Consider the following 12,588-nt stretch of genomic DNA (forward strand, 5'->3'; position numbering starts at 1 on the left):
GATGGCGATCTCAAGGGCCCCATCGCCGGCAAGCCGGGCTCCTACAGGGGTCGTGTCCGGCGGCTACAGCGGCGGCGTTCGGGGTTACAACGCCAGTGTGCGACGTTGCAGGATTTTTTCCCGAATCATGTCGTACCCCAGGTGGTACACGTAGGTGTACGGCAGGAAGAACAGCAGCACGCCGATGTCGAGGATAAAGGCTTCCAACAGGCTGATGCCCAGCCACATCGCAATCAATGGCACACACACCAGGATCAGCCCGCCTTCAAACATCAGCGCGTGCAGCACCCGCGTCCAGTTGTTGGTGGGCAGTTGCAGGCGCACCTTGAGGCGGTCGAACAGGCTGTTGAAAATAATGTTCCAGGTCAGCGCCAGCACGCTGATACCCAGGGTCACCGCGCCCATTTCCAGGGCGGGCCGGCCGGTGATCCAGACCAGCAGTGGTGTGCAGATCAGCAGGGCCAGCCCTTCAAAACCCAGGGCTTGGCAAACGCGTTCAGTCATCGATTTGGTGGGGTTCATGACCCGGCTCCGTGAGTGGCGACGGTTGCCATCATTACTCCCCTGCTCGATACTTCATAACTAATAACCATCGATCAAGGCGATAGTCATGGCCTCCAACGAAGTGCTGCAGGCGTTTGTACAGGCGGCCACCCAAGGCTCGTTCTCGGCGGCGGCGCGCAAGCTGGGCAAGAGCCAGTCCACCGTCAGCGCGGCGGTGGCGAGCCTGGAGATTGACCTGGATGTGGAGCTGTTCGACCGCAGCAGCCGCAAGCCGACCCTGACCCCGGCCGGCCATGTGCTGTTGCTGCGTGCCGAGCAGGTGCTGGAAGCCAGCAGCCGCCTGGAACTGGCTGCCAGCCAGTTGTCCCAGGGGTTGGAGCCGAAGCTGACGATTGCGATGTCCGACACCTACCAATCGGACCGTTTCGAAATTGCCCTCAAAGCCTTTGAACAGCGCTACCCGGACCTTGAGCTCGAATGCCTGATCGCCGAGTGCGAAGACCTGATTGCCCTAGTGCAAAGCGGCCGGGCGCAGGTTGCGTTTATTGAAAAACAGGACGTCTACCCACCCGACCTCACCGGCGCGCCGGTCGAAGAACGTACAGAAATCGCGCTGTACGTGGCACCCAGACACCCGCTGGCGAGCCTGGACAATATTTCCGCCGACACCCTGCAACAACACCGCGAATTGCGCCTGGCCAGCATCATCAACCCGACCGAGACCCGCCCCAGTGGCCGGGTGTGGTCGGCGCCCAGTTACTTGATGCTGATGGAAATGGCCCAGTTGGGGTTTGGTTGGGCGCCCTTGCCGCGCTGGCTGGTGGAGCGTTTTGATGGCGGCCAGTTGGTGGAGCTCAAGGCGCGCAGCTGGCCGCGCTCGGTGGCGGTGGATGCGCTGTGGTCACGGCATCATCCGCCTGGGCCGGCGGGTGGGTGGTTGCTCGGCAAGATGCTGGAATAACAAACACTCGCCAATAAACAATGAAGATCAACCTGTGGGAGCGGGCTTGCCCGCGAAAGCGGTGTGTCAGTCGAATCAAATGCTAGCTGACACGCCGCTTTCGCAGGCAAGCCAGCTCCCACATTTGACCTGTGCTGGCCTTCAGAACGAGGTCAGGCCGCTGAAAGCTGGGGCGGACGGTTGTTCTGGAAGTATTCGTGCAGGGCGCGCAAGGCAGGCAATTCCAGCGCCTGTGCGGCGAAGCACAGGCCCACGCGGCGTGTCGGGGCCGGCAGGTGCCATTGGCGAATCACCACCCCGGTGCGCTCGGCCGCCATCGACTGCGGCAGCATCGCCACGCCCACACCTGCCGCCACCATGTGCAACGCCTGGGTCAACGAGCCGGCATGCCCCGCCACCGCTTGCGGCGAGCGACCGTACAGCGCCATCAAACGTTGATGGGAATCGTGCTGCGGGCAGGTGATCCAGTCCTCAATCGGCGCCCATGCCTGTTCTTTGCCCACCTGCGCCATGGGGTGAGCCGCTGGCAACGCCATCACGTAGGACTCTTCCCAGATCGGCAGGAACAATTCGTCCTCGCAGCACATTTCTTCCACGGCCAGGCGCCCTTCTCCCTCACAGCCTTCCTGCAAGGTCAGCAACAACCCCGGCAGCCCCTGGTGCGCCATGCGCAGAAAGGTTTCGATCTGGCTGTCGGCAATGTCGCCTTCCACGCCCAATTCCAGGGCGATGCGGTTTTCGCGCCCGCGAAACAAGCGGCTCAAGGCATCGGCTTCGGCCACCATGCGCCGTGCCTGCGGGTACAGCACCCGCGCTTCGGCGCTGACCTCCACGCCCCGTGGCTGGCGCACGAACAACGCCACGCCCAGCTCGTCTTCCAACTGCTTGATGGTCACCGACAGCGTCGGTTGGCTGATGAACAAACGCTGGGCAGCCGCCGTGATATTGCGTTCTTCGAACACCGCGAGAAAGGCTTTGAGGTGACGCACATCCATAGCTTTATCCGATGACAGACAGAGAAATAAGGCATTTTTCAGCCTGACTGGCGCTAAATATACTGCGCCCACGGTTCAGTTATCGATTTTTCTTATTCCAGGAGTGCAATCATGAGCAAGCCACTGATCATCATCACCGGTGCCAGTTCCGGTATCGGCGAAGCCACTGCCCGCCTGCTGTCGGCCGCCGGTCACCCGCTGCTGCTGTTGGCGCGGCGCATCGACCGCCTTAACGACCTGGCCCTGCCCAACACCCTGGCGCGTGGCGTGGATATCACCGACCGCGCAGCCTTGGTCGCTGCCGTGAAGGAAGCCGAAGCGCAATTCGGCCCGGCCGACGCGTTGATCAACAATGCCGGTGTGATGCTGCTGGGCGCAGTCAGCGAACAAGACCCGGCGCAATGGGAGCAGATGCTCGACGTCAACGTGAAAGGCCTGCTCAATGGCATTCACGCGGTGGCCGGCAGCATGGTGGCACGCAAGGGTGGCACCATCATCAACGTCAGCTCGGTGGCTGGGCGCAAAACCTTCCCGAACCACGTGGCTTACGTAGGCACCAAGTTCGCAGTACACGGGATTTCGGAGAACCTGCGCGAAGAATTGTCGCCGAGCAATGTGCGCGTGATCACCATCGCCCCGGGCGCGGTGGAAACCGAACTGCTCAGCCACACCACCGACGAGGCGATCAAGAGCGGTTACCAAGCCTGGAAACAAGACATGGGCGGCACCGTGCTCAGCGCGGATGACGTGGCCTCGGCGATTGCCTACGCCTACGGGCAACCGCAGCATGTGTGCATTCGCGAGATCGTGTTGGCGGCCACGCGTCAGCAGCCGTAACCCAATAAGCGCAAACAACACCGATCACTGTAGGAGCCGGCTTGCCGGCGATAGCGGTGGGTCAGCCAATACCTCTGTTGGCTGATACACCGCTATCGCTGGCAAGCCAGCTCCTACAGTTGTTTTGCGTTGAGTTCGGCCAGGCGTTGCTGGAGGAAGCGTTTCTCTGGAGCTTGCTGGGTCAAGGACAGGGCTTTTTCGTACGCCGTGCGCGCCTCTTCCACACGCCCCAGCTGCCGACAGAATTCCCCCCGCGCCGAATGCGCCAAGTGGTAATCCAGCAACTCACCACGCTGCAAAATCCCCTCCACCAACGCCAGCCCCGCCAGTGGTCCCTGCCCCATCGCCACCGCCACGGCGCGGTTCAGTTCGATCACCGGCGAGGGCACTTCCCGCAGCAACACATCGTAGAGCCCGACGATCTGCAACCAGTCGGTTTCATCGGCACAGGGCGCTTCGGCATGCACCGCCGCAATCGCTGCCTGCAGGCAATACGGGCCGAAACGCCGGGTGGTCAACGCCTGCTCCACCAGCGCGCAGCCTTCAGCAATCAGGGCGGTATCCCACAACCCTCGGTCCTGTTCATGCAACAACACCAACTCACCACTTGCCGAGGTGCGCGCCGCTCGGCGGGATTCGTGCAGCAGCATCAGCGCCAGCAAGCCCATGACTTCCGGTTCGGGCAGCAACTCCATGAGTAAACGACCGAGCCGAATGGCTTCGCGGGTCAGGTCTTCACGGGTGAGATCAGCGCCCATGGACGCCGAATAGCCTTCGTTGAACACCAGGTAAATCACCCGCAGCACGCTGTCCAGGCGCTCCGGCAATTCGGCCAGGGACGGCACCTGATAGGGAATGCGAGCCTCACGGATCTTGCCTTTGGCGCGCACGATGCGCTGGGCGATGGTGGTGGGGGTGGCCAGGAACGCGCGGGCGATTTCCTCGGTGGTGAGGTCGCAGATCTCACGCAGGGTCAGGGCCGCCTGGGCGTCGGCCGCCAGCGCCGGGTGACAGCAGGTGAAGATCAAACGCAGGCGGTCGTCTTCCACGTCCTCGGCACTCCACTCAGCCGCTTCCAGTGCGTCGGCCTGCTCCTGTAGCAAGGGGGTAAATCGCGCCTGACGGCGCAGGCGGTCGATGGCCTTGAAGCGGCCGGTGGACACCAGCCAGGCGCGCGGGTTGTCCGGCACGCCGTCCTCGGGCCAGCGTTGCAAGGCGACAAAAAACGCCTCGTGCAAGGCCTCCTCGGCCAGGTCGAAATCACCCAACAGGCGAATCAGCGTCGCGAGTACGCGGCGTGATTCGCTGCGGTAAATGGCCTCGACCTGCGCGGTCAATCGGGCATGCCTTGGGTCACCAGCGTCACCAGGCGATCCAGGCTCTGGCCCCAGCCGTCGTGAAAGCCCATGGCTTCATGGGCCTGCTTGTCGGCCTCGCTCCAGTGCATGGCGCGGGCGGTGTAGAGGGTCTTGCCATCGACCTCTTCAAAGGTGACTTCGGCCGTCATGAATGGCTTGCCCGAGGGGATCCAGCCCGGCGCATAGGCATCGGTAAACACCAGGCGGCTGGGCGCTTCGATCTCCAGGAACACGCCTTGGGTGGGGTATTCCGCGCCGTCCGGTGCGCGCATCAAGGTGCGAAACAGGCCACCGACCCACAGGTTCATTTCGCACTCGGGGGTGGTCATGCCGTGGGGCCCCCACCATTGTTGCAACAAGGCGGGCTCGGTCCAGGCGCGGAACACGCGGCTGCGTGGGGCGTCGATCACGCGGCTGATGGACAGTTCAAATTCGGCGGGTTGAGTGGTCATGGGGCAAACCTCCTGAGTCTTGTGGTTGTTGTGTTCAGAGATTCAATTGGCGCACCGGGCGCACTTCCACGCTGCCGACCCGCGCAGCCGGAATGCCGCCAGCCACCTGGATCGCTTCGTTCAAGTCCTTGGCCTCGATCAGGTAGAACCCGGCGAGCTGCTCCTTGGTTTCGGCGAACGGCCCGTCAGTAATCGACAACTTGCCATTGCGCATGCGCACGGTGGTGGCGGTGGTGACCGACTCCAGCGGCTCGGCGGCGAGCATCCGCCCGCTGGCCTGGATGGCCTGGGCGTAGGCAAGACACTCCGGGTCTGCGGGGCTGTCAGGCGAGGTGTGCAGCACCTGTTCGTTGCTGTAGATCAGGCAGAGGTATTTCATGGGTGCCTCCCTTTTCGGCTTATCCACTATAGTCCCCGGCGATCAGGGTTCCAGCTCGAACAGCGCGGTGCCGCTCAGCATGTCGAAGGGCGCCGACCAGTGCTCATGCACCACGCGCCATTGGCCGTTGATGCGCTGATAACCGGCCGTCACCCGCATCCAGCAGGCCTTCACCACGCCGTCCGGCCCCGCACCACCGCAATGGGCCAGCCAGTGGGCAAAGGCGCTGTCCTGTGCCTCGACGATACGCAACTCATGAAACTCGAAAATACCCGGGCCGGGGCAATGCTTCATGCATTCCTCCCAATGGGCGCGATAGGCGGCCTTGCCCTTGAATTGCAGTGCGGTGACGGCGTCGAACGAGACGATATCGTCGGCGTAATAGCTGACAATTTTGTCGATATCCCGGGCAAGCACGGCTTGCTTCCATTGATCGATCAGGGTGTTGATGGCAGTGCTCATGGCGATACTCCTTCGGGTGGAAAATCACGGAAGACACCCTTAGTCGAACGGCCCTCGCTGCAATCGACAGCCCGCTGAAAAATAATTTCGCCCCAGGCAAACCCGCTAGAATCCAACCCTCTTTGTAGGATTTCGGATGCGCCCCCGATGGAAACCCGCCTCGTCCCCTATGAGACGCTGAGCCTTGTGCAAAAACAGCAGCTCGACGCCCTGCAAGTACACCCCGAGCAACTGGCGTACTCCGGGGACATCTACTGCGCGCTGAACAGCCTGCTGGTCAACCCAAACCCCGGCGCCATCAAAGGCTTTGCCCTGCTCGCCGACGAGTTGCCCGTCGCCTTCCTGCTGCTCAAACGCCCCCCGTGCCTGCCCCATTGGGCCGATGAACACAGCGCCACGCTGCATGCGTTGCAAGTGGACCGCGGGCAACAAGGCCGCGGGTTCGGCAAGGCGTGTCTGCAGGCACTGCCCGACGCCGCGCTGGCTGCGTGGCCGCAGGTCAAGGCCATCGAATTGTCGGTGGATGCCGACAATGTGGCGGCGATGGGTTTGTACCTGAGCACCGGGTGGGTGGACAGTGGCGAGGCGTATAAGGGGCGGATTGGCTATGAACGCAGGCTGGCATTAGTCTTTTGAACGATAAGGAGGTGGCGCAAATGCTGACAACCCTCGAACAACTCGAAACCCTCTACGGCCTCCCCCACGAGCGGGCAGTGCGCAAGGAGATCCCGTTTCTCAACGAGGATTACCAGGCCATGGTGCGCGCCTCGCCGCTGGTGGTGGTGAGTTCGTCCGGGCCGGACGGTGTGGACGGTTCGCCCCGTGGTGATGTTCCGGGGTTTGTGCGGATTGTGGATGAGCGCACGCTGGCGATTCCTGATCGGCCCGGCAACAACCGCCTGGATACCTTGCGCAACCTGGTGCAGGACCCGCGCATTGCCTTGCTGTTCATCATTCCGGGAATTGGCGAAACGTTGCGCGTGAATGGCCGTGCGCAGATTTCCATCGAGCCAGGGTTGCTGGAGAGTTTTGCGGTGAATGGCAAACCGGCGAAGTCGGTGATTCTGGTGCAGGTGGAAAGTGCGTATTTCCACTGCTCAAAGGCGTTTGTGCGTTCCGATTGCTGGAACCCTGAAAAACACCTGGAACGCTCGGCGCTGCCGTCGGCCGGCGCCTTTCACAAGCGGCTCAATGACGGGCAGTTTGATGCCGAGGCGTATGACCGCGAGATGCCGGAGCGGGTCAAGGCCACCCTGTATTGACCCACCCTCTGTAGGAGCCCGGCTTGCCGGCGATGGCAATTTCAAGGGCGACATCGCCGGCAAGCCGGGCCCCTACAACGGCGGTGTGTCAGCCTCTTTCGCCGATCGGCAACCAGATCTCCACGGTGCCGGTGCCTTTGCGCCCATCGAAATCGGCGCTGTAGCGCTCGAAATCCGCACCCATCACTTTGTAGCCCGAGTGCGGCAGCCACTCGAACATGATGCGTTCATAGGTTTGCTCAAGTGCCTGCACCGGCCCGTAATGCGGGAATACGGCGTAGTTGAGCGGCGGGATTTCAATGGATTCGAAGTTGCCTGGCACGTCGCCCTTGGTCGGCACTTCAACGCCGGCCATGTAGTCGAATTCACCATGCTTGGGGTTATGGCAAACCCCATACGTCACACCGCCCACGCGCTGTTTGATGTCTTTGACACAGGTGTCGAACAACTCCCACAAGCGCGGGATGTCGCCGATGGTCGCCTTCGAATAACGCCCTTGCACCCCGGCAATCACCAGGGCTTTACCCGCTTCCATGCGTGGCTCCAACGGTTGCTTTGTCTGCTGATCCATACGAACAGTCTCCTTCTTATGAGGGTACAAACCCGTATCGAGTATAGGGGGATATCCGCGCAACACTGCACGCAGAAAATTTTCCTACGCATCTGGACAACTGGCCATCATCGACCGTATTGTCTGCCCCGCAGGCCACCGCAGTGGCCGACGTCGCTCGGACGGTTCCGGGCGCTTACGTACTTCGAGGCAACAATGGCAGACCAAGGTTCGCCGCGCCGCTTTGCGCGCATCGATCGACTCCCCCCTTACGTTTTTAATATCACTGCCGAACTGAAGATGGCTGCGCGTCGGCGCGGCGAAGACATCATCGACTTGAGCATGGGTAACCCCGACGGCGCCACGCCGCCGCACATTGTCGAAAAACTCGTGCAGGTCGCCCAGCGCGAAGACACCCACGGCTATTCCACTTCCAAAGGCATTCCGCGTCTGCGCCGGGCGATTTCGCGTTGGTACAAAGACCGTTATGAAGTGGACATCGACCCTGAGTCCGAAGCCATCGTGACCATTGGTTCCAAGGAAGGCCTGGCGCATTTGATGCTGGCCACCCTGGACCAGGGCGATACCGTGCTGGTGCCTAACCCGAGCTACCCGATTCACATCTACGGCGCGGTGATTGCCGGCGCCCAGGTGCGCTCGGTGCCACTGGTGCCCGGCGTGGATTTCTTCGCCGAGCTGGAGCGCGCCATTCGTGGCTCGATCCCCAAGCCGAAGATGATGATCCTGGGCTTCCCGTCCAACCCCACCGCGCAGTGCGTGGAGCTGGATTTCTTTGAACGCGTGATCGCCCTGGCCAAGCAGTACGACGTGCTGGTGATCCACGACCTGGCCTATGCCGACATCGTCTACGACGGCTGGAAAGCCCCGTCGATCATGCAGGTGCCGGGCGCCAAGGACATTGCGGTGGAGTTTTTCACCCTGTCCAAGAGCTACAACATGGCCGGCTGGCGCATCGGTTTCATGGTGGGCAACCCGGAACTGGTCAGCGCCCTGGCACGCATCAAGAGTTACCACGACTACGGCACCTTCACCCCGCTGCAAGTCGCCGCCATTGCGGCCCTGGAAGGCGATCAGCAGTGCGTGAAGGACATCGCCGAGCAGTACCGCCAACGCCGCAACGTGCTGGTTAAAGGCCTGCATGAGCTGGGCTGGATGGTGGAGAACCCGAAGGCGTCGATGTACGTCTGGGCGAAGATCCCCGAGGCGTATGCCGCCATGGGTTCGCTGGAGTTTGCCAAGAAGCTGCTGCTGGAAGCCAAGGTGTGTGTATCGCCGGGGATCGGCTTTGGCGAGTATGGCGATGATCATGTGCGCTTCGCGCTGATCGAAAACCAGGACCGGATTCGCCAGGCGGTGCGCGGGATTCGGACGATGTTCCGGGCCGATGGCCTGGGCCCTAAAGCCTGACCCAAACTACCTGTAAAAACTCAATCAATGTGGGAGCTGGCTTGCCTGCGATAGCGGCGGTGAATTCACCACCGCTATCGCAGGCAAGCCAGCTCCCACATCTATATTGAATTCCTGCAGTAAGTTTTGTGGTGTGGCTTACACCACCAACGACAACAGCATGATGAAGATCAGCGCCACAATCGACAGGATGGTCTCCATCGCCGTCCAGGTCTTGAACGTCTCAGCCACAGTCATGTTGAAATACTGCTTCACCAGCCAGAACCCCGCATCGTTGACGTGAGACAGGATCAACGAGCCCGCCCCCGTCGCCAACACCAGCAGTTCACGGTTAACCCCCGGAATCATCCCCACCACCGGCACCACGATGCCTGCGCCGGTAATGGTCGCCACGGTCGCTGAACCGGTCGCCACACGAATCACCGCCGCCACCAGCCACGCCAGCAAAATCGGGTTGATCTGTGCGTTCACCGCCATGTGGCCGATCACGTCACCCACGCCGCTGGTCACCAGCATCTGCTTGAAACCACCGCCAGCACCGATGATCAGGATGATCGCAGCGGTTGGCGCCAGGCTGGCGTCGAGCAGCTTGAGGATCTGCTTGGAACCGATGCCCTGGCGATGGCCAAAGGTGTACAGCGACAGCAGCAACGCCAGCAGCAGCGCGGTGATCGGGTGGCCGATCATGTCCATCCAGTTGCGAATGGCGTGGCCGTCCGGCAGGGCGATGTCGGCGAAGGTCTTGAGCAGCATCAGGAACACCGGCAGCAACACGGTGATCAGTGTCACGCTGAAGCTCGGCAGGTTCTTGTTTTCTGGCTCACGGGCCAGTTGGTCGACCAGTTCCTGGGACGGGTTGCCCGGGATGTACTTGGCGATGAACGTGCCGAAGATCGGGCCGGCGATGATAGCGGTCGGCAATGCGACGATCAGGCCGTACAGGATGGTCTTGCCGATGTCCGCGCCAAACACGCCGATGGCCAGCAATGGGCCCGGGTGCGGCGGCACCAGGCCGTGCACCGCCGACAGGCCGGCGAGCAACGGGATGCCGATCTTGATCAGCGAAACACCGGTGCGGCGCGCGACGATAAACACCAGCGGGATCAGCAGTACAAAGCCGATCTCGAAGAACAGCGGGATGCCCACCAGGAACGCGGCGAACATCATCGCCCACTGCACCTTCTCTTTACCGAAGGCGCGGATCAGGGTTTGGGCGATCTGATCGGCGCCGCCGGATTCGGCCATCATCTTGCCGAGCATCGTGCCCAGCGCAAGGATGATGCCGACAAAGCCGAGCACGCCGCCGAAACCGTCCTGGAACGCCTTGATGATCTTGTCCACGGGCATGCCCGAGGTCAGGCCGAGGAAGCCGGCCGCGATGATCAGTGCAATGAACGGGTGCACCTTGAACTTGGTGATCAGAACGATCAACCCGATGATAGTGACCACTGCATCGAGCAGTAGGTAAGACTCGTGGGACATGCCAAACATGGGGGGTCTCTCCTGTTTGTTGTTGTTATTAAAGCGGGTGTTGAATCTTTCGCCGGGGATAGCGCTATCTTTTCCGGCAAAAAATTAATGAGTAGGTTCAAAGCCGTGTTGCAGCCACCAGGCGTTGGTTTGCTCGGCCAGCTCCTCGACGCTGTCTTCGCTGGCGTTGAGGGCCAGGGTCAGCGGCTCGCCCACGGGCGATTCAAGGGTGGCGAACTGGCTGTCGATCAGGCTTGCCGGCATGAAGTGGCCGGGGCGATGGGACACGCGGTCGGCGGCGACGGCGCGGGTCAGCTCCAGGAAGACGAACCCCAGGCCAGGCGCGGCTTCACGCAGGTGGTCGCGGTATTTCTTTTTCAGGGCTGAACAGGTGAGCACCGGGTGCTCGCCCGCCTTGAGCGAACGGCGCAGTTCATCGCACAGGATGTCGAGCCAGCCGGCGCGGTCGTCGTCGTTGAGGGGGTGGCCGGCGCTCATCTTCTCGATGTTCGCGGCGGGGTGAAAGCTGTCGCCTTCGATGGCGGTGGCGCCGTTCAGGCGGCACAGGGCCTCGCTGACGCTGGACTTGCCACAGCCGGAAACACCCATGATGACCAGGGCGGTAACAGGTTGACTCATGAAACACCTCAGGACGCAGATAGCGCTACCTTTGCACGCTGTAAGGCTAGTGCAAAAACAGGCTTTTCCCGCGCCGTCTTGTCATTTTTATGGAGTGACGCGTGCATCCTCTCCAATCATTTGAACCGGATCAGGCAACCCTGCGTTCAAGCATTTGCAGCCATTTGGAGACAGCGCTACCTTAGTGCCTCGATTTTTGTTTGGCAAGCCGCCTGATGACCTCCAAGAACGATAAAAAATTGCGCACCACGGGTCGCCCGACCCTCAACGAAGTCGCCCGCCTGGCCGGCGTCAGCCCGATTACCGCGTCCCGCGCCTTGCGGGGCGTGAGCACCGTGGCCAAGGAACTTGTGGAAAAAGTCCAGCAGGCCGCCAGCGAGCTGAACTACGTGGTCAACCCGGCCGCCCGTGCCTTGGCATCGGCGCAGAGCCATTCGGTGGTGGTCATCGTGCCGTCGCTGTCCAACCTGCTGTTTATCGAAACCCTCGAAGCCATCCACCAGGTACTGCGGCCCAAGGGCTTTGAAGTGCTGATCGGCAACTCCCACTATTCCCGCGAAGAAGAAGAAAACCTGCTGCGCAACTACATGGCTTATCAGCCACGGGGCTTGCTGCTGACCGGCTTCGACCGCACCGAGAGCGCGCGACGGATGGTCGAGGCCAGCAATGTGCCGTGCATCTACATGATGGACCTGGACCCCAACGCCGGCGTGAACTGCGTGGGGTTCTCGCAACTGAGCGCAGGGGAAACCGCAGCGGCGCACCTGCTGTCCCGTGGGCGCAAGCGCCTGGCGTATATCGGCGCGCAGTTGGACCAGCGCACGTTGCTGCGGGGCGAGGGCTTTCGCCGCGCGCTGCAGCAGGCAGGCCTGTACGACCCGGCGCTGGAACTGCTGACCCCGCGGCCTTCCTCCGTCGGTCTAGGAGGCGAGCTGTTCCTGCAGATGCTGGCAGCCCATCCAGATGTGGATGCGATCTTCTTTGGCAACGACGACCTGGCCCAAGGCGCCCTGCTGGAAGCCCTGCGCCACGGTATCAAGGTGCCAGAACGTGTGGCGGTGCTGGGTTTCAACGATTTGCCGGCGTCATCCTTCATGGTGCCGCGCCTGAGCAGCATCAGCACCCCGCGAGAAGCCATCGGGCGACGTGCGGCGGAGCATTTGCTGACGGTCATGGCGGGCAACAAGATCGCCAAACCGGTGGTGGACATGGGGTTTGAACTGCAGGTGCGTGAAAGTACCTGAGCTGCCTGAACGCATTCCTTTGTGTGAGCCGGCTTGCCGGCGATGGC

Annotated in this window: 15 protein-coding genes; 6 read left to right on the plus strand and 9 right to left on the minus strand. The window is 61.8% G+C overall.

Annotated features, from left to right (window positions below; all coding sequences use genetic code 11):
• Nucleotides 1-84 precede the first annotated feature (84 nt).
• The gene (locus HX792_RS21675; RefSeq protein WP_176998001.1) at nucleotides 85-522 is read right to left on the minus strand and encodes a multidrug/biocide efflux PACE transporter; all 438 of its coding nucleotides are present in this window, start codon (nucleotides 520-522) and stop codon (nucleotides 85-87) included.
• A gap of 88 nt (nucleotides 523-610) precedes the next feature.
• On the opposite strand from HX792_RS21675, the gene HX792_RS21680 reads away from it, so the two are divergent.
• Nucleotides 611-1,465, plus strand: a complete 855-nt coding sequence (locus HX792_RS21680) for a LysR family transcriptional regulator (RefSeq protein WP_176998002.1) — start codon at nucleotides 611-613, stop codon at nucleotides 1,463-1,465.
• Nucleotides 1,466-1,617: 152 nt separating this feature from the next.
• Here HX792_RS21680 and HX792_RS21685 read toward each other — a convergent pair whose 3' ends face one another.
• Nucleotides 1,618-2,460, minus strand: coding sequence for a LysR family transcriptional regulator (locus HX792_RS21685; protein ID WP_176998003.1), 843 nt, complete (start codon nucleotides 2,458-2,460; stop codon nucleotides 1,618-1,620).
• Between the two features lie 111 nt (nucleotides 2,461-2,571).
• Between HX792_RS21685 and HX792_RS21690 the strand changes: the two genes are divergently transcribed.
• Nucleotides 2,572-3,297 carry an SDR family oxidoreductase gene (locus HX792_RS21690; protein WP_176998004.1) on the plus strand — a complete coding sequence of 242 codons (726 nt, stop codon included), beginning with the start codon at nucleotides 2,572-2,574 and terminating at the stop codon, nucleotides 3,295-3,297.
• 113 nt (nucleotides 3,298-3,410) lie between these two features.
• Here the strand turns inward: HX792_RS21690 and HX792_RS21695 are convergent, their stop codons facing one another.
• The 4 genes from HX792_RS21695 to HX792_RS21710 are packed head-to-tail and all read right to left on the minus strand — an operon-like array spanning nucleotide 3,411 to nucleotide 5,948.
• On the minus strand, nucleotides 3,411-4,634 hold the full coding sequence (locus tag HX792_RS21695) for an RNA polymerase sigma factor (RefSeq protein ID WP_176998005.1): 1,224 nt from the start codon (nucleotides 4,632-4,634) through the stop codon (nucleotides 3,411-3,413).
• Nucleotides 4,631-5,107 (minus strand): SRPBCC family protein, encoded by a 477-nt coding sequence (locus HX792_RS21700; protein ID WP_176998006.1) that lies wholly within the window; start codon nucleotides 5,105-5,107, stop codon nucleotides 4,631-4,633. The genes HX792_RS21695 and HX792_RS21700 overlap by 4 nt, the downstream gene beginning before the upstream one ends.
• Nucleotides 5,108-5,141: 34 nt before the next feature.
• Nucleotides 5,142-5,486, minus strand: coding sequence for a YciI family protein (locus tag HX792_RS21705; protein ID WP_176998007.1), 345 nt, complete (start codon nucleotides 5,484-5,486; stop codon nucleotides 5,142-5,144).
• 42 nt (nucleotides 5,487-5,528) lie between these two features.
• On the minus strand, nucleotides 5,529-5,948 hold the full coding sequence (locus tag HX792_RS21710; protein WP_176998008.1) for a nuclear transport factor 2 family protein: 420 nt from the start codon (nucleotides 5,946-5,948) through the stop codon (nucleotides 5,529-5,531).
• Between the two features lie 147 nt (nucleotides 5,949-6,095).
• On the opposite strand from HX792_RS21710, the gene HX792_RS21715 reads away from it, so the two are divergent.
• Together HX792_RS21715 and HX792_RS21720 are read left to right on the plus strand one after the other, a co-directional pair.
• Nucleotides 6,096-6,584, plus strand: a complete 489-nt coding sequence (locus HX792_RS21715) for an N-acetyltransferase (RefSeq protein WP_176998009.1) — start codon at nucleotides 6,096-6,098, stop codon at nucleotides 6,582-6,584.
• A gap of 20 nt (nucleotides 6,585-6,604) precedes the next feature.
• Complete coding sequence (locus HX792_RS21720; RefSeq protein WP_176998010.1) at nucleotides 6,605-7,210, plus strand: pyridoxamine 5'-phosphate oxidase family protein; 606 nt, start codon at nucleotides 6,605-6,607, stop codon at nucleotides 7,208-7,210.
• Nucleotides 7,211-7,298: 88 nt separating this feature from the next.
• Here the strand turns inward: HX792_RS21720 and HX792_RS21725 are convergent, their stop codons facing one another.
• Nucleotides 7,299-7,781, minus strand: coding sequence for a GyrI-like domain-containing protein (locus HX792_RS21725; protein ID WP_176998011.1), 483 nt, complete (start codon nucleotides 7,779-7,781; stop codon nucleotides 7,299-7,301).
• 195 nt (nucleotides 7,782-7,976) lie between these two features.
• On the opposite strand from HX792_RS21725, the gene alaC reads away from it, so the two are divergent.
• Nucleotides 7,977-9,188 carry an alanine transaminase gene (gene alaC / locus HX792_RS21730; protein WP_176998012.1) on the plus strand — a complete coding sequence of 404 codons (1,212 nt, stop codon included), beginning with the start codon at nucleotides 7,977-7,979 and terminating at the stop codon, nucleotides 9,186-9,188.
• A 138-nt stretch (nucleotides 9,189-9,326) separates the two neighbouring features.
• Here the strand turns inward: alaC and HX792_RS21735 are convergent, their stop codons facing one another.
• Nucleotides 9,327-10,679 carry a GntP family permease gene (locus HX792_RS21735; protein WP_176998013.1) on the minus strand — a complete coding sequence of 451 codons (1,353 nt, stop codon included), beginning with the start codon at nucleotides 10,677-10,679 and terminating at the stop codon, nucleotides 9,327-9,329.
• 84 nt (nucleotides 10,680-10,763) lie between these two features.
• Complete coding sequence (locus HX792_RS21740; protein WP_176998014.1) at nucleotides 10,764-11,297, minus strand: gluconokinase; 534 nt, start codon at nucleotides 11,295-11,297, stop codon at nucleotides 10,764-10,766.
• Nucleotides 11,298-11,509: 212 nt separating this feature from the next.
• On the opposite strand from HX792_RS21740, the gene HX792_RS21745 reads away from it, so the two are divergent.
• The gene (locus HX792_RS21745; protein ID WP_176998023.1) at nucleotides 11,510-12,541 is read left to right on the plus strand and encodes a LacI family DNA-binding transcriptional regulator; all 1,032 of its coding nucleotides are present in this window, start codon (nucleotides 11,510-11,512) and stop codon (nucleotides 12,539-12,541) included.
• Nucleotides 12,542-12,588 lie beyond the last annotated feature (47 nt).

The sequence above is a fragment of the Pseudomonas sp. B6002 genome, assembly GCF_013385985.1.
Lineage (GTDB): Bacteria > Pseudomonadota > Gammaproteobacteria > Pseudomonadales > Pseudomonadaceae > Aquipseudomonas.